The organism is Candidatus Hydrogenedentota bacterium (assembly GCA_012730045.1).
Classification (GTDB): Bacteria; Hydrogenedentota; Hydrogenedentia; order Hydrogenedentales; family CAITNO01; genus JAAYBR01.
This window is the reverse complement of record JAAYBR010000100.1, coordinates 69,021-89,084: the sequence shown is the minus strand read 5'-3', so window position 1 is coordinate 89,084 and position 20,064 is coordinate 69,021. Positions and strand designations below refer to the sequence as shown.

Genomic DNA, 20,064 nt, shown 5'->3' with positions numbered 1-20,064 from the left:
GGGGGGGCGCTGGTAGGCTGGTCCGGGCCCGGGCAATGCCTGATTCCGGGCCGGATCATGAAAGGGTCGGCCTTTGAAGATACGCAAGGCAGTGATCACGGCGGCGGGGCGCGGGGCGCGGCTGTATCCGGTGGCGGACACGGTGCAGAAGGCGATGCTTCCGCTGGTGGACCGCGACGGGCTGGCGAAGCCGCTGGTCCAGATCATCGCGGAGGAGGCGATCCGCAGCGGCATCGAGGAGGTGTGCATTGTCTGCGCGCCGGGGGACGAGGAGCAGTACCTGCGCCAGCTCCGGCTGCTGCGGGAGAACCTGCGGGGCGCGTGCGGGGGCGCGGGCTGGGCCTGCGAACAGGCGGCGCGGCTGGAGGACCTGATCCCCCGGCTGTCCTTCGCCGTGCAGGAGGAGCCGCTGGGCTACGGCCACGCGGTGTGGTGCGCCCGGGATTTTGTGGGCAGGGAGTCGTTCCTGCTGCTGCTGGACGACCATCTCTACATCTCGGCGCTGCGGGACCGGCGCTGCGCGGAGCAGGTGATCCGGCTGGCGGAGCAGGAGGACGCGGCGGTGTCGGCGGTGCAGTCCACCCACGAGCGGCATGTGGGGCGCTACGGCACGGTGAGCGGACGGCGGATGCCGGACCTGGACGGGGTCTACCAGGTCGAGCGGATCCTGGAGAAGCCGTCGGTGAGCCAGGCGGAGCTGCAGCTCCAGACGCCGGGGCTGCGCACGGCCCACTACCTCTGCTTCTTCGGGATGCACGCGCTGCCGCACCGCATCTTTGACATTCTGGGCGAGGGGCTGGCGGCGCGCGGCGACGCGGAGCTGCAATTGACCCCGGCGCTCCAGGAGCTCGCCAACCGCGAGCGCTGCCTGGCGCTGGAGGTGTCGGGCATCCGATACGACATCAGCGCGAAGTTCGGGCTGATGCAGGCGCAGATCGCCCTGGGCGCGGCGGGCACGGACCGCGACGGCGTGCTCCGCGCGATCATCGAGCTGCTGGCCGAGACGGACCGGCCCGGGGGGCCGGCGTCGGCATGAGCGGCACGAACCCCTTCATCGAGACGATCACGAGCCGGGATCCGGCCCTGCGCGACCGGTCTTTCCGCTCGCTGTGCGCGGGTCTGTCCCCGGAGGCCCTGCTGGCGGCGTGCGACGAGCTGGACCGCTTCCGCCGCGCGTCGGACAACCTGTACGAGCGCGTGCGCGCGGCGCTCTTCCTCCACGCGGCGCACCGCTTCTTCCTCCAGGAATCCCCGGCCTTCCCGTCGTTGGGCGCGATTCCGCCGGAGGGCTTCGACGCCCTGCTCTCGCGGCGCTTTGAGGAGGCGGTGAGCGCCTTCACGGCGGCGATGCGCCGGGACGGGCCGAACGGGGCGCTGTCCAGCGCGCTGGCGCAGGCCTACCACCAGCTCGCGTTCCAGACCCTGAGCGACCAGGTCCGGCGGAGCGTCCGCGCCAGCCGGGGCAACCAGTGGATGTTCCGCGTGGGCCACGCCGACGACCACCCGGTCCGCATCCGGCCGGAACTGATGCGGCGCGGCGACGGGGGACTTTTCCCCGTGCTCATGGAGACGACGCCGGTGCGGCTGGACCTGAGCCACAGCGGGTGGTCGGACATCTTCTTCCTGGGGATGGACTATCCCGAGGGCGCGCGGGTGCTGAACATCTCCGTGGACCTCGGGGTCCACGGGCGCGACGACGCCGTGCGCCCGCCCATCGCGGCGTATGTCCGCGTGATCCCCGAGCCGCTGCTGCGGCTGACCAGCGTGGACCTGGAGGCGACGAAGGACGTCACGGAGCTGCGCGACCTGTTCAACTTCGGAAACGACTACCTGAGCCTGCTGAAGGCGGGCGTGATCGCGTCGGGCCTCGTGCCGCCGTCACTGGAGGGCACGCACCAGCCCCTGGCGCGGGTGATGGAGCGGGTGGTGGGGCCGGGCATGGGCGTCGAGCTGGTCACCCGGGTCAACGACATCCCCAAGGGCTCGCGGCTGGCCGTGTCCACGAACATGCTGGTGTCCATCATCAGCGCGCTCATGCGGGCCACGGGCCAGACCGGAAGCCTGGAGGGCAGCCTGCCGGAGGAGGAGCGGCGCCTCGTGGCGTCGCGGGCCATCCTCGGCGAGTGGCTGGGCGGCTCCGGCGGCGGCTGGCAGGACTCCGGCGGCACCTGGCCGGGCTTCAAGGTGATCGAGGGGGCCGAGGCGGTGGAGGGCGACCCCGAATACGGCGTGAGCCGCGGGCGGCTCCTGCCGCGCCACCGCATCCTCGGCGCGGGCGACCTGCACCCGGAGATTGCGGAGCGGATGGCGGCGTCGCTGGTCCTGATCCACGGCGGCATGGCGCAGAACGTCGGCCCCATCCTGGAGATGGTGACGGAGAAATACCTCCTGCGCGGCGAGGCGGAGTGGCGCGCGCGCGGGGACACGGCGGAGATCTTCGACGGCATCCGCGCGGCCCTGCGCGGCGGCGACATCCGCGGGCTCGCGCAATGCACCACGCGGAACTGGAACGGCCCGCTCAAGACGATCATCCCCTGGGTGACCAACCGGTTCACGGAGACGATCATCCGCCGCGCGGGCGAGGCGCTGGGGGACGACTTCTGGGGCTTCCTCATGCTCGGCGGCATGTCCGGCGGCGGCATGGCCATGTTCGTCGCGCCGGAGCGCTGCGCCGCCTTCCGCGACGGGATCCTGCGGATCATGCGCGAGACCAAGGCCGAGCTGGAGGACGCCCTCGCCTTCGCCATGGACCCCGTGGTCTACACCTTCGACATCAACCGCGACGGCACGACCGCGCGGCTTCTGACGGGCGACGCGGCCCTCCTTCCCGGGCGCTACTACGGACTCCAGATCCCCGAGCTGATCCGGCGCAGCGCCGAGGAGTCCTCCCGCCTGCGCCGCGTGGAGCTGGACCGCTTCACCGCGCGGGGCGACGTCCCCGGCGAGTCGCAGCGCCTCCTGCGCCGCATGGTTGCCGGACTGTTCAACGTCTCCGGCGCGGCGGCGGGGAGCGAGCGCGCCGAATGGGACGCCGAGGCCGCGCGCGTCAAGGCGGAGAACGGCTTCGACGAGATCCAGCACGGGCAGATGCGCGCCGACCTCCAGCACGGCCGCATCGGCCTGGCGCACAACCGCCTGCCCGTGGACACGCGGATCGAGAATGTGGAGGAGGGGGACGTCCTCCGCCTCACGGGCGACGCCGGACGCCGGAAAACCGGCGAGGCCGCCCTGCGGGAGGGGCGCGTCGCCGTGATGAGCCTCGCGGCGGGCGTGGGCAGCCGGTGGACCACCGGCGCGGGGGTCATCAAGGCGGTCAACCCCTTTGTGCAGCTCGGCAGCCGCCACCGAAGCTTCCTGGAAATCCATGTTGCCAAAACAAGGCGGACGGCGGAACTCTTCGGCGCCCCGCCGCCGCACATCGTCTCCACGAGCTACCTCACCCATGGGGCCATTGAAAAGCACCTGAGGCTGAACGGCCACTACGGCTACGGCGGCCCCGTCGTGCTCTCCCCGGGCCGGTCCATCGGCCAGCGCTTTGTGCCCATGGTCCGCGACCTGGTCTTCCTGTGGGAGACCATGCCGCAGGAGACCCTCGACGAGCAGAAGCAGAAGGTGCGCGACGCGGTTCGGAGCACGCTCATGGGCTGGGCCCGCGAAAAGGGCGAGGGCACGGACTACACGGACAACGTGCCCGTCCAGCGCTTCAACCCGCCGGGCCACTGGTACGAGGCGGCAAACCTCCTGCGCAACGGCGTGCTCGCCGGACTGCTCCGCGAGCGTCCGCAGCTTGAGACGATCATGCTGCACAACATTGACACCCTCGGCGCGGACCTCGACCCCGGGGCCCTCGGCGCCCACCTCGAAAGCGGCAACACCCTCAGCTTCGAGGTGGTGCCGCGCCGCATGGACGACCGGGGCGGCGGCCTCGCCCGGGTCAACGGCAGGGTCCGCCTGCTGGAGGGCCTCGCCCAGCCCCGCGAGGAGGACGAACTCCGCCTGAGCTTCTACAACAGCATGACCACCTGGATCCAGATTGACCCGCTGCTGGCGCTCTTCGGCCTGACGCGAGCCGACCTGGACGGCCCGGAGGAGCGCATCGCCGGCGCCGTGCGCGATGTGGCACGCCTCATGCCCACCTATGTCACCATCAAGGAGGTCAAACGCCGCTGGGGCCACGGGCAGGAGGACGTGTACCCCGTCGCCCAGTGCGAGAAGCTCTGGAGCGACATGACCGCCCTCGTGCCCGCCGGAAAGGGCTGCGGCTACATCGCCGTGCCCCGCATGCGCGGCCAGCAGCTCAAGGCCCCCGACCAGCTCGACGCCTGGGCCAACGACGGCAGCAAGGACCATATCGCGCGGATTTCCGGACTGGAGTAGGGACGCCGCTTGCCGCGCCCTCTTCCCTTCCCTCCGCCCTGCCCCTCTGCCCCTGTGTGGAGACTCCCCCTTCGGCCCGTCCGGTTTGTCTGCGGGGGGCGCGCCGGGTATGATGGTGCCGCGACAGGCGGATCCCCCGGAACCACGCACCTTGAAGATCGTCGTCCTAAACACGCTGCACGAGCCCCACGACAAGCGGGTCTACCAGAAAATCGGCGTCAGCCTCGCCCGCGCGGGCCACGAGGTCTGGTCCGTCGCGCCCGTGCCCGCCCCGGGCACCCATGCCCCCCTGCCGGAACCCGGCGAACCCGACGTTAACGGGATCCGCTTTGTTCTCGTGCCCCCCGCAGCCTCGAAAAAAAGGCGATTCCTGGCGGTGTTCCGCCTGGTCCGCGAGGGCATGCGCCTCGGCGCGGACGCCTGGTGCGCCCCGGAGCCGGAGTCGTGGGTGGCCGCGCTGGCGCTGAAGGCCCTGCGCGGAGGCCGGGTCGTGCTGGACATGCACGAGCACATCCCCACGGAGTTCGCCAAATTCTTCCCCGCGCCCCTGCAGGGGTTCATGACCCGGCTGACGGTCCGCTTCATGCGCCTCTTCGCGCGGTACACGGACCTCATTATCCTCACGCGGGAGAGTTTTGAGACGCCCTGGAAGGGGCTCCCCACCCCGCGGGTCACGATTATCAACACCAACCATCTCCAGCCCCCGTGCGCCGACATCCCGGCGGCCCTCTCGGAGCGCTTCGCGGGCCGCCCCGTCCTGATCCACCAGGGGGTCTTCGGCGACGTGCGCGGGTCGTGGAAGCTGCTGGAGGCGATGAAGCTGCTGGTCCGGCGGATCCCGGAGGTCCGGTGCGTCGTGCTGGGGCAGTACGTCTACGGCGACGAGGCCGCCTACCGCCGGGCCGTGGAGGAGTCGGGGCTCGCGGAGAACCTGCTCCTGCTCCCCACGGTGCCCTATGAGGCCGTGCCCGCCCACATCGCCGCGGCGGCGGCGGGGCTGGTCCTCTTCCAGCCGGGGCCGGTGAACCACACGCTGGCCATGCCGCACAAGCTCTTCGACTACATGCGCGAGGGAAAGCCCGTCATCGCGCCGGCCTTCGCCGTGGAGGTCCGCCGCATCGTGGAGGAGGCGGACTGCGGCCTCCTCGTGGACGTGACGGACCCGGCGGCCATCGCGGACGCCGCCCACCGCCTGCTCACGGACAAGGCGGAGGCGGCCCGCCTCGGCGGGAACGGACGCCGCATCGTCGAGCAGAAGTACAACTGGGCGCGGGAAGAAGAGGTTCTGCTGGACGCCTTCCGCCGACTGGAGGGCCGCTAGCATGTGCGGCATCGCGGGCATCGCCGGACGGGAGGACGCCGCGCTCCTGCGCGCCATGACGGACGCCCTCGCGCACCGCGGCCCCGACGACCAGGGCGCCCACATCGCCGACGGCGTGTCCCTCGGCCACCGGCGCCTCAGCATCATTGACCTCGCCGCGGGCCGCCAGCCCATGTCCACCCGCGACGGCGCGCTGACCATCGTGTTCAACGGCGAAATCTACAACTTCCACGAGCTGCGCCGGGAACTGGAGGCGGCGGGCCGGGTCTTTGACACGCGCAGCGACACGGAGGTCATCCTCGCGGCCTGGTCCGAGTGGGGCGAGGGGGCCCTGGACCGGCTGGAGGGCATGTTCGCCTTCGCCCTGTGGGACCGGACGGCGCGCCGCCTGTTTCTCGCGCGGGACGCCGTCGGCATCAAGCCGCTCTACTACGCCGAGACTGGAGGCGCACTCTTCTTCGCCTCCGAGATGAAGTCCCTCTTCCTGTGTCCCGGCGTGGACCTGGAGATGGACCCCGAATCCCTCGACGACTACCTCACCTGGCTGCACACCGTGCCCCCGCGCACCTTCTACCGGGGCATCCGCCAGCTCCCGCCGGCCCATCTGGCCGTCTGGTCCGCGGAAACCGGCGCGGTCTCCATGCGGCGCTACTGGCGGCTGGCGGACACGGCGGACACGCCCCCAAAGACCCCCGGAGAATGGGAGGAGGCGCTGCGCGCGCGGCTGCGGGAAGTGGTGGACCGCCACCTCATCGCCGATGTGCCCGTGGGCGCGCTCCTCAGCGGCGGCGTGGACTCGGCGGCCCTGGTCGCCCTCATGCGCGGAGGCGGCGTCCGGCCGGCCACCTTCACCGTGGGCTACGAGGATCCGTCCCTCCCGGCGGATGAGACCGCCGAGGCCCGCGAGACCGCCGCGTTCCTCGGCAGCGACCACCACGAGTTGCGCCTCGGCCCGGCGGAGGGCGATTTCCTCGGCACGCTGCTCCGCCATTTCGACGAGCCCTACGGCAACCCCATGGCCCTGCTCACCCACGCCGTCTGCGGGCTGGTGCGGCGGCATGTCACCGTGGTCCTCTCCGGCGACGGCGGAGACGAGTGCTTCGGCGGCTACCCCCGCTACCGGGGCATGGTCCTCGCGCAGAAACTTGCGGGCGTTCCGGCGGGATTCTGGCGCGCCGCGCGGCCGTTGGCCGCCCTGATTCCGGAGGACGCCGCGCGCGGCCCCTGGCCCCGCCGCGTGCGCGGGTTCCTCTCCGCCGACCCGCGCGACCCCCTGGCCGCCTACGCCCGCTGGCTCAGCCGCTTCACCCCGGAGATGAAGGAAGCGCTCTACACCGAGGACCTCAAGCGAACCCTCGCGGGGCGCGACGCCTGGGACACCGTGCGCGGCCTCGCCCGCGAGTCGGGCCGCGATAACCCGCTGTCGCAGGCCATGTATGTGGACGCCCATCTCTTCCTGCCGCACAACGTGCTGACCTGCGGCGACCGCATGAGCATGGCCCACGGACTGGAGATGCGCGTGCCCTTCGCCGACCGCTCCCTCCTCGCGTTCATGACCGCCGCGCCGCCGGAACTGAAGGTGCTGGGCCGCGAGACCAAGGTGCTGCTGCGCCGCGCCCTGGCCCCCGAGCTGCCCCCGGCGGTGCTGCGCCGCCCCAAGCGCGGCTTCGAGCCCCCGCGCGGCGCATGGCTCACGGGACGCCTGCAAACCGAGCGGGACCGCCTCTTCTCCGACGCCGCCCTCGCGCGGGACGGGCTCTTCAACCCCGCCGCCGTCCGCCGCATGCTCGACGACCACGCCGCCGGCCGACGCGACCACACCCTCGCCCTCTGGGCGCTGCTGGTCTGCCAGCACTGGCGCCACGCTGAAAGCAAAGGCGCATGAGCATGTCCGCCCCCCCCATCCCCTTTTCCGACCCGGGGCAGGGCGCGCAGCTGCTGGACACCCTTGCCGGGGTCTTTGGCAACCTGTCCCTGGACACGGTCCGCCGCGCGCTGGCCGATGCGTCGAACCCGCTCAAGGCGGCGCTGGGCCTGTGCCGCTTTCTGGAGCGCTCCCTCAGTCCGCGCACCCAGGCGGAGCTGCTTGCCTCCAGCCCGCGCTACGCGGCCCTGCTCGTCACGCTGTTTTCCCAAAGCCGCCTGCTCACGGACATCCTCTGCCGCAACCCCGAATATGCCGGGTGGCTCTGGCAGGAGGCGGAGCTGGACAATGCCCGCCCGGCGGACGCCATTCTTGCGGACCTCTGGGCCGCCGTCGGCCCCTGCGACAGCTTCGAGCGCCGCATGACCGCCCTGCGCCGCGCCGCCCGCCGCGAGGTGCTCCGCATCGCCGCCCGCGAGGTCTTCATCCATCCCCACTTCTCCAGCATCGGCGAGGACATCTCGAACCTCGCCGACGCCGCGCTGGAGGCGGCGCTTCGCATGGCCTCGGAGCAGCTCGCGCCGCGCCACGGCGCGCCCCTGCGCACCACGGCGGAGGGGCCCACGGACCGGCGCGCGGAGTTCACCGTGCTGGGCATGGGCAAGCTCGGCGGGCGCGAGCTGAATTTCAGCTCCGACATAGACCTTGTCTTCCTCTACAGCGACCCGGGGGTGACCTCCGGCGGCGCGTCGGGCACCGTCACCAACGAGGAGTATTATAAAAAGTTGGCGGAGCTGATCATCAGGGCGCTTTCCGAGACGACCGCCGACGGCTTCGTCTTCCGCGTGGACGCGCGCCTGCGCCCCTTCGGCGCGAGCGGCCCCCTGGCCATCCCCTTCGACCCCGCCCTGGAATACTACATGCACTACGGGCGCGCCTGGGAACGGCAGGCCCTCATCAAGGCCCGCCCCTGCGCGGGCGATGTGGGGCTGGGCGAGGCCCTGCTGGGCAAACTGCGCCCCTTCGTGTTTCCCCGCTATTTCGACGACGCCACGCTCGAGGACATCCGCCGGGTCAAGGAGCAGGCCGAAGCCCGCACCGCGGGGCGCGGCGAGACGGAGCGCGAGGTGAAACTGGGCCGCGGCGGCATCCGCGACATCGAGTTCACCGTGCAGATGCTCCAGCTCCTCAACGGCGGCCGCTTCCCCGAACTGCGCACACGGAACACCCTGGAGGCCATCCGCCTCCTCGGCGAGCGCCAGAGTTTCAGCCCCCTCGAGGCGGCCGCCATGGCGCGGAACTACACCTTCCTGCGCGGGGTGGAGCACCGCCTCCAGATCGAGGCCGGGCAGCAGGTGCACGCCCTGCCCGAACGCGCGGACGACCTCGACGAATTCGCCCGCAAGCTCGGCTACACGGACGGTGCCGCGTTCATGCGGGTCTACCGCGAACACACGGAGGACAGCCGGCGCGTCCTCCAGAAGTTCCTCACCGTCAAGGGCGACGGCACCCTCTGGATCACCGAGCTGCTGGACCGGGGGGCGGATTCCGCCGCCGGTCTCGACCGGCTCCGGGAAATGGGCTTTTCGGAGCCGGAGCAGGTGCGACGGGAACTGCTGACGCTGGCAAACGGCCCGAAGGACGCGCCCCACACCCGGGACGTGGCCGCGGCCTTCGCCGCGGCGGCCCCCGCCCTGCTGGAGGCTTTCGCGCACACCCCGGACCCCGGACGGGGCCTCATGCGCCTGGCCCAGATCGTGGAGCGCATGCGCTCCCCGCGCACCCTCTATGAGCTGCTCCACTACAATCCCGACCTCTGCCGCTACCTCGCCGTGCTCACCGCAAACAGCGAATACCTCTCCACCCTCCTCGTGCGCGATGTCGGACTCCTGGAGATCGTCGGAAGCCCCCGCACCATCGCCGCGCCCTCCACCCGCGCATCGCTGGAGGAGGATTTCGGCGCCCTCCTCGCCGCCGCCGTCCCCGAGGCGGCGCCCTGCCGGCTGCGCGATGCGGAAATGCTCAAGACCGCCCTGCGGGAGCTGGTGTTGGACGTCTCCGTGGCGGAGGTGGGCGACGAGCTGACCCTGCTGGCCGAGGTCATCCTCGGCCATGCCCTCTCCGGGGCGGAGACCAGGACCGGGGAGCGGTGCGGCCCCGCGCCCGCGCCCTTCGCCGTCCTCGCCCTGGGCAAGTTCGGCGGGCGCGAGATGAGCTACGGCAGCGACCTGGACCTGGTCTTCGTGTATGGCGACCCGGAGACCGCCCCCGCGCCGGGTTCCATGTCGGAAACGGAGTATTTCGCCCAGGTCGCCTCGCTCACGGTGAAACGCCTCAAGGAGCCCACCCGCCACGGCGTGCTCTATGACGTGGACGCGCGGCTCCGCCCGGACGGCGGCAAGGGCAACATTGCCATCCCCCTCAGCCGCTTCATCCAGTATTACGCCGAGGAGGCCCACCCCTGGGAGCGCTTCGCCCTCATGAAGGCCCGCGCCGTCGCCGGGGACCCCGCTCTCCGCGAAGGCCTGGAGGATGCAGCCCGGAACGCCGCTTTCTCGCGAAGGCCCGCGCTCGACGCACTGGAACAGATGGACAGCCTGCGGGCCAAGGCGGCCGCCGCGGCATCCCCGCTGGACCTCAAGCGCCATGAGGGCGGCCTGTCCGATGTGGAGTTCACCACGCGCCTGCTTCAGCTCCGGCACGCGGCGGCCTGCCCGGAGGTCCGGTGCTGGGGCGTGTTCCGGGCGCTGGGCGTGATGAAAGAGAAGGGGTTGGAGGAGGCGGAGACCTGCGACGCCCTGGCGGACGCCTACAACTTCCTGCGCCGCGTCATGAACCGGGTGCGCATGATGCGGGGGGACGCGGCCAGCGCCCTGCCCGAGGACGGGGCGGCGCGGGGCAACCTCGCGCGGCGGCTGGGGCTGGCGGGGGAACTGCTCGATCCGGTTTCAGAGCACCGGAAGCGGGTCGCCGCGCTGTACCGGGCCGTGCACGACGCCGAAACGCGCCGCGCGCGCGGGGATCACTGAAAATCGGCCATGGTGGAGACGATGCCCGAAATCAGCCCGTATTCCAGGGCTTCCTCGGCGCTCATCCAGAAGTTCCGGTCGCTGTCCTTGGCGACCTTCTCCTCCTGCTGTCCGGTCTCCGCGGCGATCAGCGTGTTGATCTTCTGGCGGATCTTCAGGATTTCCTGCGCCTCGATCCGGATGTCCGCCGCCTGGCCGCCCGCGCCGCCGCTCGGCTGGTGAAGCAGGAAGCGCGTGTTGGGCAGGCTGAACCGCTTGCCCTTGTCCGCGCCCAGCAGGATCGGCACGGCGATGCTCGCCACCCAGCCCGCCCCGAGCGCCAGCACGGGGGACTTCACAAAGCGCATCATGTCGTGGATGGCGTACCCGGAGTCCACATGCCCGCCCGGCGAGGACACCACCACCTTGATCGGGTCGTTGGAGAGGGTGTCCAGCAGCAGCAGCTGCGCGAGAATGCCTTCCGCCGTCTCCGGCTCAATCTCCCCCGCCACCATGACGATGCGGGATTGCAGCAGCCGGGCGGCGATGCCGTTGTCCCGGGGTTTCTCGGCGTCTCCGCAGCATTCGCCGTCGTGGCGGAAGGGGGTATGGGGCGTCATCAGGGTGTTCTCCGTTCAGGTTGTCCGCCTATTCTGCCATCCGCGCCCGGGAAGGGTCAAGGCACGACGCAGATGACCTGCCAGCTGTCATGCTCGTCGCAGCCCCAGCCCGCGTTGTAATCCTCGAAAAAGACGCGGCCCTCCCCCTCCAGCAGCACGCGGCCCACCGGCGGCGCGGACAGATACCAGCCCCCTTCCTCGTCCGCCTTCGGGCTCATCCACAGCGCCGCGTCCGTGTCGGCCCCGCATCCACCCCGCCGGTCCCCCCCGAAGGCGGCGCTTTGCGTCCACACCTGCACTGCCGCGCCGCGCCGGGTCGTCCGCACCGCCGCCACCAGGGGAGTCCACGCCGCCGGGAACCCCGCCGGGGCGGTCACCACGGCCCCGAACGGGTGCCCCAGGGAAAGCGCCTGAACGAGCTCCCCCGTCCGCCACTCCGACAGGTCGTCCTCCAGTCCGGGAAACCCGAGCAATGATGCCAGTACCCGCGCATACAGTTCAGGCGGTCCACTTTGGTCCGGCGCGTCCTCCACACGCGCCCGCAGGAGGCCCAACGCCGCCTCCCGCTCCCCCCGGACCAGCAGAAACCGCTCCAGCGTCCACCCCCGCGACGCCTCGGGCAGCGTGCCCACATGGTCCCGCAGCCGGGCCTGCGCCTCCTCCCACTCGGCGGCCGTCGGGGCCGGAAGCGCCCCCGGTTCCCCCGCCATCGCCGCCGCCTGCTGCCAAAAATCCACCGCTTCGCCGGGACGCCCCGCCGCCAGGGCCGCATTCCCCCGCCAGAACACGGCGCACGCCTCCCGGGGTTTCCGGCTCAGGACAAGAAGGAGTGCCTGGTCCGCCTCCCCGGGATGGCCCGCCTCAATGGATGCGCGGGCGCGCGCCGCGTAGTGCCGCATGTCCCCGGGAAAATGCTCCAGCCAGAAAACATGCGCCAGCGCCAGCAGCACTGCCAGAACCGCCGGAAACAGCAGAAAACGCCGGTCCGCCCGCGTTGCGGCGGTCTGGGGATACCCGGCCGAGACCGCCAGCCCCCCCAGAAAGGCCGCGCCCGGCGGCACCGGTGCGCGAAGGACAAGCACCGCGACGGCGACCAGGAACACCCCCGCAGCCAGCAGGGCCGGCGTGCGGTCGTCCCCCAGACGTGCCGAGGTAACGAGTTTTCCCACACACAGCGAGACCACCCACAACACCGCCGCCGTCACCGGCAAGGCCCGGGGCATGAAATACCCCGAAGGCGGCAGCCACAGCGCCGCCTCAGAAAACAATAACCGCGCAATAACAGCGCCAACCACCACAAACAACGCTGCGGCAGCACAGGAAACGACCCCATTAAAGACCCCGCCGCCGGGGAGTCGAATCAGAAAGATGACCAGCCCAACGAAAAGGACCAGCCCTCCTGCGGACAGAGAAACCGGTCCCAGCATGCGTGCTCCGCCGCCGAGGGAGGTGGCTGTGGGCAATACGGGAAGAAAAAGTGCCCCCAGGGAGGCAACCGCGACCGCCAGGGCACACCACGCCGCAACCCCCAACACGGTCCGGGATTGCCCGGAGGACAGCCCCAAGGACGCGGCGGCGTAAAACGCCGCAAACAGCGCAATACCGCCGCACACGCTGCCTGTGCCAAGCAACAGGGCAACCACCAGCGCTCCCACCGCCGAGGCGGCCAGGTCAAACGGCAGCGTGATCCGCCGTGTCCGCACTTGTTCATGCACCACCACGGCGAAGGCCAGAAAGACCCACAGATGGGACAGATGCACCGGTCCCGCCAGCCGCTCAAACTCCCCCAGCGGCCAGGAGAGCGCGGCCCCGGCCGCCACCATGAGACGAAACCCGTCCCGTCTCAAGACCAACCTCCCCGCGCTTTCCCTCATGGCACGCCCACCGCGCCGCCCGGCACAATCCAGGGCGCCAAATTCAGCAGCAGGGAAAGCAGGGCAAGAGCGCAGAACACCGCCATCGCGGTCCTGCGCTCAAGGCGTCTTCTCGAAACCGGATCCATGCCTCCGTCCCCGGGTTGCCCGTCCACCGGGACGCCCGCTCCGCCGGGGAAACGCCGCGTCCACGGGGACTACTATACCGGAAGCGCTCCGGCGGTTTGCATCCCGGCCCCGCACGCGGTACTATCATTTGGGAATCATATCTTTCATCTTTCATCCGGCAAGCAGGGAAGACTCCTCAGGTGATATCCATTTTTCGGGTGGGACAGCGCATTATTCTCCGGCTGGGCAGCCGCAAAATCACCTCGCGTGTGTCCAGTTACCAGTCGGATTGGATTTCCGTCAATCTGGCCAGCAGCGTCGCCCTGGAGCGCGGAACCGTGTGCGAGGTGGCGTGCACCACGCCGGGCTGCTCGCTGCTGTATTTCATGCAGGTGCTGCGCACTCCGGAGGACACGGGCCGCGAGGTGGTTCTCCGGCGAAACCCGCGGGCGGGGGGAAACTTCAACCGGCGGGGATGGCGTGTGGCGGTGGGCCTGAACGCCGCGATCCGGCGGAACGGCTCCCCCCATTTCATTGACGGGGTCGTCCACAACCTGAGCATGGAGGGCGCCCTGGTTCAGACCCAGGCGCGCCTGTCGGTCAACGACACGGTTGACCTCAAGATTGACTTGAAAGAGGGCCGTCCCGTTCTGGTGAACGCCCGCGTCTGCCGGCTGGAGGCCCTCCAGTCCGCCCAGGGCCCCTCGTTCCGCGCGGGGCTGGAGTTCACCCATGTGCCCGGGGAGTCCCGCCGCGCTCTGACGATGCACCTGTGGCGGATCCTGCGCGAGGCGCACATGAACCGCAAGCGAGAACGGGAAAACGGCGGGGCCTGAGGGCTGCGAACCCATCCCGCAAAGGAGGCTGCAATGTCTGAGACTGTCCGCACGGGCGTGATCATGAACGGCGTCACCGGGCGCATGGGGATGAACCAGCATCTCGAACGCTCCCTCATGGCCATCCGCGCCGCCGGGGGGGTGGAACTGCCCGACGGGCGCAGGATTCTGCCGGCCCCCCTTCTGGTGGGAAGGAACGAGGAAAAACTGCGCGCGCTGGCGGAGAAACACGGCGGGCTGCCGTGGTCCACCGATCTCGACGCCTGCCTGTCCGACCCGGACTACCCTGTCTATTTCGACGCGCAAACCACCCTTCGCCGTGTGGAGGCGGTGTCCGCCGCCATCGCCGCGGGAAAGCACATTTATTGCGAGAAACCCTCCGCGGACACCGCCACCGGGGCCTTGGCGCTGTTTCACGCCGCCGAGGCCGGGGGCGTGCGCCACGGCGTGGTCCAGGACAAGCTGTGGCTCCCCGGCCTGGTCAAACTCCGCCGGGTCATGGCTTCTGGCGCGCTGGGAAAGGTGCACAGTGTCAAGGCCGACTTCGGCTACTGGGTCTTCACCGGCGGGGACGGCCAGCCCCAGCGCCCCTCGTGGAACTACAAAAAGGCCGAGGGCGGCGGCATCATCTCCGACATGCTCTGCCACTGGCGCTACCTGATTGACAACCTCTTCGGCCCCGTGGCCTCGGTCTGCTGTCTCGGGGCCACCCACGTCCCGCGCCGCCTGGACGAGGCCGGCCATCCCTATGAAGCCGACGCCGAGGACGCCGCCTACATGACCGCCGTCACGAAACCCGGGATCGTCTGCCAGTTCAACTCCTCCTGGACCACGCGGGTCCGGCGCGACGACCTGCTCACCGTGCAGGTGGACGGCGACAAGGGGTCGGCAGTGGCGGGACTGCGCGAATGCCGGGTCCAGAAGGGCGCCGACACCCCGCGGCCCGTCTGGAACCCCGACATCCCGAGCCCGATCAACTTCTTCGACGGATGGGAGACCGTTCCCGAGACGGAACCCTGTGACAACGCGTTCAAGGCGCAGTGGGAGCTTTTCCTGCGCCATCTGCACACCGATGAACCCTTCCCCTGGAACCTCCTGGAAGGGGCCAAGGGCGTGCAGTTCGCCGAACTGGGATATGAAAGCTGGCGGCGCCGGGCCTGGGTGGACGTGCCCGCCCTGTAGCCCCGCCGGGAAGAGAGGAATTATGACCGAACCGTTCAACGATTTCTCGCGCCTCTGTGTGCACACCATGACCACCAAGCCCTGGACCCTGGAGCAGGCGGTGGACGGGTACACCCGCGCCGGCATCCCCGGCATCACCGTCTGGCGGGAGCATCTCGCCCCCCTGGGCGCGAAGAAGGCGGCAAAACTCCTGCGCGACGCCGAAATGAACGTGGTCAGCCTGTGCCGGGGCGGGTTCTTCGTGGCCTCGGGCGCCCAGGCGCGCGAACAGGCCAAGGGCGAGAACCGCCGCGCCATTGAGGAGGCCGCCGAACTGGGCGCGCCGGTGCTCGTGCTGGTGTGCGGCGCGGCCCCCGAGGTGGACCTCCCCCGCGCCCGCCAGCAGATTTTCGACGCCATCCACGCGATTGAGCCCGACGCCAAAGCCGCCGGGGTGCGCCTGGCCATCGAGCCCCTCCATCCCATGTACGCCGACTCCCGGTCCGCCATCAACACGCTGGAGCAGGCGAACAACATCGTCTTCGCCCTGAACAGCCCCATGGTGGGCGTGGCGGTGGACGTTTACCACTGCTGGTGGGACCCCTTCCTGCGCTCGGAAATCTCCCGGGCGGGCAAAAGCATCTTCGCCTTCCACGTCTGCGACTGGCGCACCCCCACCCGCGACCTGCTTAACGACCGCGGCATGCCCGGCGACGGCTGCATCAACATCCGCGAGATACGCGGGTGGGTGGAGCAGGCGGGCTTCCGCGGCTTTGTCGAGGTGGAGGTCTTCTCCGACCAGTACTGGGGATGGGACCAGGAGAAGCTCGTGGAGCGGATCAAGCGCGCCTGGAAACAGCACGCGTAGCGGACGCAACAGCAGACAGGCAAATGGAAAGTATGGGAGGTATGGGAAAAAACTCCGCCCCCAACCCTAAACCCCAGACCCTAACCCCTCCCCGGCGGGTTCCACGGCCTCATCGTGGGACGGCTCACTCCGGCTCCCAGTAGTACCGGTTGATGGCGTTCATGACGGCGGAGTGCCGCGCGACCATGGGCTTCACGGGCTTGCCGGCCGCCCGGCCCACGTCCTCCAGCGCCAGCAGGTCCATGGGGTTGGACATGGCCAGAATCAGGGCTCCCTCCTCCTCGCGGAGGGGGATCACCCGGTGCTTGCGCGCGATCTTGTCGGAGATCAGGGTCGCCGCCTCGGCGTCCAGCCCGTCCTCGCCAACCTCCGCAACCGGCGCGCCGGACTGAAGGGAAAGCGCCCGGACCACCGTGTCCTCGTCCGTGAGCCCCTTCTCACAGATGACCGCGACCATGCCCAGGTCCGGGGACTTCTTCACGGCGCTGTTGACGTCCGCCAGTTGCTTCTTGGTGATGACGCGCGCCGCGACGAGCAGTTCTCCCAGATTGTTCCGCTTGTCCGCGGGCATGGCCTCATAGGCCTTCCGGAGCGCGGTCTCCTCGTCGGCCTCCTCGGCGGGGGCTGCGTGGGCTGCCGGAGCTGCCGGGACCGGCGCGGCCTCACTCTTGCGCAGGCGCTCCACCTCGCGGCGCAGGCTGCTCAGTTCTTCCTGGGCGGCCTCACTCTCGCGGATGGCCTCGGCGAGCTGCAGGGCGAGCGCGGACTTGAGCCCCTTGGCCTGTTCCTTGTCCAGCTGCTCCTGGAGGCTCATCGCGCGCTCCCGCGCCGCGTCCGCCTCGGCGCGGAACTGGTCGGCCTCGGCGGCCTTCTCCTGGAACGCGGCAATGTCGGCGCGCAGGGTCTCGGCCACCGCCTCCAGCGCCCCAAGACGCCCCTGGGCGTCCGACACGGCCCCCTCCGCCGCCACCGCCCGCTCCGACGCCTCGTCGGCCCGCTTTTCCGCGGCCTCCAGCGCGCCGTCCCGCTCCGAAAGCTCGGCCTCCAGCGCGGCGACCCGCTCATGGGCGGCATCGGCGCGGGCACGGGCGGCCTCAGCCTCTGTCTGGGCGGCTTCCAGGGTGCCGCAGGCCGCGGCGGCCTCCTTCTCCGCAGTCTCCGCACGCTGCTGGAGCGCGCCGATCTCGGAGGAAAGCCGCGCGGCCTCCTCCCGGGCGGACCCGGCCTCCCCCTGCGCCGCGGCCACACGGGCCTCGATCTCGGAAAGGGCCTTCTCCAGTTCACCGGCACGCCTGCCGGAAGCCTCGGCCGAAGCCAGCGCCTCGTCCTTCTCCCTGCCGAGGGCGGCCAGTTTTTCCGCCGCCGCCGCGCGCTCCTTCTCGAGTTCGGCGGCCTTGGGGGCCAGTTCCGCCACCCTTGCCTCCAGCGCGGCCTTTTCGGCAGCCAGCGCCCCGTTCTGGCCGCGCGCCGCCGCCAGGTCCTTCTTCGCCGCCTCCGCCGCCGCCTCGGCGCGCTGCAGGGCCTCGGCCGCCTTCTTCGCCTGGGCGGACGCCTCATCCCGCGCGTCCGACGCTTTGCGGAGTTCGTCCTCCAGACGGCCCATGCGCTTCGCCATCTCGCCGCGCTCGTGCTCCGCATCGTCCACCTGGTGCTTCATTTCCTCAATGCGCTGGCGCGCCGCCGCCTCGGCGGCCACCCGCTGGTTCAACTCCTGCTGGAGTTTCCCATGGCGCTCCTCCAGCGCCGCCGCCGCCTTCTGCGCCTCCTCCACCTGGTTCTCCAGAACCTTGACCTGGGCCTGCATTCCCGGGGCCGCACTGCCGCCCGCCGCGTCCATGCGCCGGCGCAGGTCGCTGAAACGGTCCTCCGCCGCCTTGAGCGCCGCGTTGCGCCGGACCAGGGTGGCCTCCTGCTCCTTCAGCTTCTCCTTGTCCGCCGCGCTCTCCGCCACCAGCGCCTCAAGCTTTTCCTGCAGGCGCAGAATGCGCCGGCGCGCCTCGTTAATGGTCTCCCCCCGCTTCTGGAGGTGCTCCTCCAGTGTGCGGAGCTGGGCCAGCGCCTGCGCCCCCTCCTGCCCCTGCCGCTCGGCCTGTTTGGCGCGGGACTCGGCCTCCTCCAGGGCGGCCTTCAGGGTCTCCACCTCGGATGCCAGCGCCGCCGCCTTCGCCTCGGCCGCCTCGGAAACCCCCGTGTCGGCGGTCTCCAGATAGTCCCTCAGGGAAACGACCAGCGCAGCCATCTCCTCGGCGGCGGTGGCCCGGGCCGCGCGCCGCATTTCACATTCCCGCGCCAGGGCGTCCACCGCCCCCCGCAAAATGTCCAGCGCCCCGGACGGTCCCTGCCCGTCCGGACCGGCCGTTGTCGCCTGAACCATCGTTCCCAGTTTGCCGATGGCTTCTTTCACTTCCGCTGTGTTCATTGATCCACCCTCTGCATGACGGACATTCTCGTTTTCCAGAGTCTCCTGCGGCGAACGCCGAGCATTCGTTCTCCAGTGTGACAACCTCTTATAAGATAACGCTTTCCTTCATTTTTGTCAACAGATTTCTGGCCGGGGAGCGAAAAGGCGGCCGAAAACGCCCGGAAGAGGGGTTCCCGGCGTTTCCGTTGCCGCCGCCGGGCGCGGTACAATGGCAGCGCAATCCCAAGATGGAGCAAGACGTGCCGGATTTCCCCTCCAACCGACAGACGCCGTTCGCCTTTCATGTCATGGCGAAACCCACCGGGGCGCTGTGCAACCTCCGGTGCGCGTACTGCTTCTACCTGGAGAAGGAGGGGCTGTACCCCGGCAAGGGCGCGCCGGTCATGTCCGACGCCGTCCTGGAGGCCTATGTCCGCGACTACATCGCGGCCCATGACACGCCGGAGGTCACCTTTGCCTGGCAGGGCGGCGAGCCGACGGCGGCGGGGCTGGACTTCTTCCGGCGGGCTGTGGCGCTCCAGCGGGAGCACGCCGGCGGCCGCACCCTCCACAACACCTTCCAGACGAACGGCATCCTGGTGGACGACGCCTGGGCCGCCTTCTTCAAAAAGCATGACTTTCTTGTGGGGCTGTCGCTGGACGGGCCGAAGGAGGTGCATGACGCCTACCGGCTGGACGCCCGGGGCAAGGGCACCCACGACCGGGTCATGCGGGCGCTGGAGTGCCTCAAGCGGCACAAAGTCGAGTTCAACACCCTGACCTGCGTCCACCACGAAAGCGCGGCGCGGCCCCTGGAGGTGTACCGCTTCCTGCGCCGCCACGGCAGCGGGCACATGCAGTTCATCCCCATTGTGGAGCGCATTCCCGACGCGCCCGACCCCGACGGCCTGACCCTGTCGCGGCCGGGGGCTGCTTCCACCGGGCAGGTCGCGCCGTGGTGCCCCACGCCGGAGGAGTACGGCCAGTTCCTGACGACGATCTACGATGAATGGGTGCGCGAGGACGTGGGACGGGTCTATGTGCAGCTCTTCGAGGTGACGCTGGAGGCGTGGATGGGCATGCAACCGAGCCTGTGCCTGTTCCGCGAGCACTGCGGCTTCGCCATGGCCCTTGAGCGCAACGGCGACCTCTACGCCTGCGACCACTACGTCTACCCGGAGTACCGGCTGGGAAACATCCTGGAGACGAACGTCCGCGAACTGGCAGCCTCGGAGGCCCAGACCCGATTCGGCCGCGACAAGGCGGACACCCTGCCCGGCTACTGCCGCGCATGTCCGGTCCATTTCGTGTGCCGGGGCGAATGCCCCAAGCACCGCTTCACGACGGCGCCCACCGGCGAGCCGGGGTTAAACTACCTGTGCGCGGGGTACCGGCGCTTCTTCACCCATGCCGCGCCGACCATGCGGTTCATGGCGTCGGAGCTGCGCGCGCAGTGCCCCCCGGCGAATGTCATGGAATGGGTGCGCCGCCAGGAGCGGGAGGCGCCCCCGGCGGGCGGCCCGAATGATCCGTGCCCCTGCGGGAGCGGGCGGAAGTACAAGAAATGCTGCGGCGGGCGCCAATGAGCCCCGCACACTGTGCTATCGTTTAAGCGGTGTCCCCAAA

At 70.2% G+C, this 20,064-nt stretch carries 12 protein-coding genes; 9 read left to right on the top strand and 3 right to left on the bottom strand.

The features are described 5' to 3' along the window. Window positions 1-73 precede the first annotated feature (73 nt). The 5 genes from GXY15_10645 to glnE all read left to right on the top strand — a co-directional run bounded on the left by GXY15_10645 (window position 74) and on the right by glnE (window position 10,591). A complete protein-coding gene (locus tag GXY15_10645) occupies window positions 74-1,036 on the top strand; it encodes a nucleotidyl transferase (protein ID NLV41671.1) in 963 nt (320 codons plus the stop codon). After that, window positions 1,033-4,377 (top strand): UTP--glucose-1-phosphate uridylyltransferase, encoded by a 3,345-nt coding sequence (locus tag GXY15_10640; GenBank protein NLV41670.1) that lies wholly within the window; start codon window positions 1,033-1,035, stop codon window positions 4,375-4,377. Before GXY15_10645 ends, GXY15_10640 begins: the two co-directional genes overlap by 4 nt. Before the next feature lie 151 nt (window positions 4,378-4,528). Continuing rightward, window positions 4,529-5,698, top strand: coding sequence for a glycosyltransferase family 4 protein (locus GXY15_10635; GenBank protein ID NLV41669.1), 1,170 nt, complete (start codon window positions 4,529-4,531; stop codon window positions 5,696-5,698). A gap of 1 nt (window position 5,699) precedes the next feature. After that, window positions 5,700-7,583 (top strand): asparagine synthase (glutamine-hydrolyzing), encoded by a 1,884-nt coding sequence (gene asnB / locus GXY15_10630; GenBank protein ID NLV41668.1) that lies wholly within the window; start codon window positions 5,700-5,702, stop codon window positions 7,581-7,583. Continuing rightward, entirely contained in the window at window positions 7,580-10,591 is a 3,012-nt protein-coding gene (gene glnE, locus GXY15_10625; protein ID NLV41667.1) for a bifunctional [glutamate--ammonia ligase]-adenylyl-L-tyrosine phosphorylase/[glutamate--ammonia-ligase] adenylyltransferase, read from the top strand. Before asnB ends, glnE begins: the two co-directional genes overlap by 4 nt. On the opposite strand, the gene GXY15_10620 is transcribed toward glnE, so the two are convergent. Together GXY15_10620 and GXY15_10615 are read right to left on the bottom strand one after the other, a co-directional pair. Then, on the bottom strand, window positions 10,585-11,190 hold the full coding sequence (locus GXY15_10620) for an ATP-dependent Clp protease proteolytic subunit (GenBank protein NLV41666.1): 606 nt from the start codon (window positions 11,188-11,190) through the stop codon (window positions 10,585-10,587). The two genes, glnE and GXY15_10620, sit on opposite strands and share 7 nt — an antisense overlap. A 56-nt stretch (window positions 11,191-11,246) precedes the next feature. Beyond that, window positions 11,247-13,037: a hypothetical protein gene (locus GXY15_10615; GenBank protein NLV41665.1), complete on the bottom strand. Its 1,791-nt coding sequence runs from the start codon at window positions 13,035-13,037 to the stop codon at window positions 11,247-11,249. Between the two features lie 335 nt (window positions 13,038-13,372). Here GXY15_10615 and GXY15_10610 point away from each other — a divergent pair, with 335 nt between their 5' ends. The 3 genes from GXY15_10610 (at window position 13,373) to GXY15_10600 (ending at window position 16,037) form a co-directional block, all read left to right on the top strand. After that, on the top strand, window positions 13,373-14,008 hold the full coding sequence (locus tag GXY15_10610) for a PilZ domain-containing protein (protein ID NLV41664.1): 636 nt from the start codon (window positions 13,373-13,375) through the stop codon (window positions 14,006-14,008). Between the two features lie 63 nt (window positions 14,009-14,071). Beyond that, window positions 14,072-15,190, top strand: coding sequence for a Gfo/Idh/MocA family oxidoreductase (locus GXY15_10605; GenBank protein NLV41663.1), 1,119 nt, complete (start codon window positions 14,072-14,074; stop codon window positions 15,188-15,190). Window positions 15,191-15,257: 67 nt separating this feature from the next. Next, window positions 15,258-16,037, top strand: a complete 780-nt coding sequence (locus tag GXY15_10600; GenBank protein ID NLV41662.1) for a sugar phosphate isomerase/epimerase — start codon at window positions 15,258-15,260, stop codon at window positions 16,035-16,037. A gap of 124 nt (window positions 16,038-16,161) precedes the next feature. Here GXY15_10600 and GXY15_10595 read toward each other — a convergent pair whose 3' ends face one another. Beyond that, window positions 16,162-18,456 carry a hypothetical protein gene (locus GXY15_10595; protein ID NLV41661.1) on the bottom strand — a complete coding sequence of 765 codons (2,295 nt, stop codon included), beginning with the start codon at window positions 18,454-18,456 and terminating at the stop codon, window positions 16,162-16,164. A gap of 230 nt (window positions 18,457-18,686) precedes the next feature. Between GXY15_10595 and GXY15_10590 the strand changes: the two genes are divergently transcribed. Beyond that, window positions 18,687-20,024, top strand: a complete 1,338-nt coding sequence (locus tag GXY15_10590; protein ID NLV41660.1) for an anaerobic sulfatase maturase — start codon at window positions 18,687-18,689, stop codon at window positions 20,022-20,024. Window positions 20,025-20,064: the final 40 nt, after the last annotated feature.

Excerpts from the sequence above, each read along its gene's own strand:
- asnB (NLV41668.1), top strand. The coding sequence starts at position 5,700 with ATGTGCGGCATCGCGGGCATCGCCGGACGGGAGGACGCCGCGCTCCTG.
- GXY15_10590 (NLV41660.1), top strand. The coding sequence starts at position 18,687 with ATGGAGCAAGACGTGCCGGATTTCCCCTCCAACCGACAGACGCCGTTC.
- GXY15_10595 (NLV41661.1), bottom strand. The coding sequence starts at position 18,456 with ATGAACACAGCGGAAGTGAAAGAAGCCATCGGCAAACTGGGAACGATG.
- GXY15_10600 (NLV41662.1), top strand. The coding sequence starts at position 15,258 with ATGACCACCAAGCCCTGGACCCTGGAGCAGGCGGTGGACGGGTACACC.
- GXY15_10640 (NLV41670.1), top strand. The coding sequence starts at position 1,033 with ATGAGCGGCACGAACCCCTTCATCGAGACGATCACGAGCCGGGATCCG.
- glnE (NLV41667.1), top strand. The coding sequence starts at position 7,580 with ATGAGCATGTCCGCCCCCCCCATCCCCTTTTCCGACCCGGGGCAGGGC.
- GXY15_10605 (NLV41663.1), top strand. The coding sequence starts at position 14,072 with ATGAACGGCGTCACCGGGCGCATGGGGATGAACCAGCATCTCGAACGC.
- GXY15_10620 (NLV41666.1), bottom strand. The coding sequence starts at position 11,190 with ATGACGCCCCATACCCCCTTCCGCCACGACGGCGAATGCTGCGGAGAC.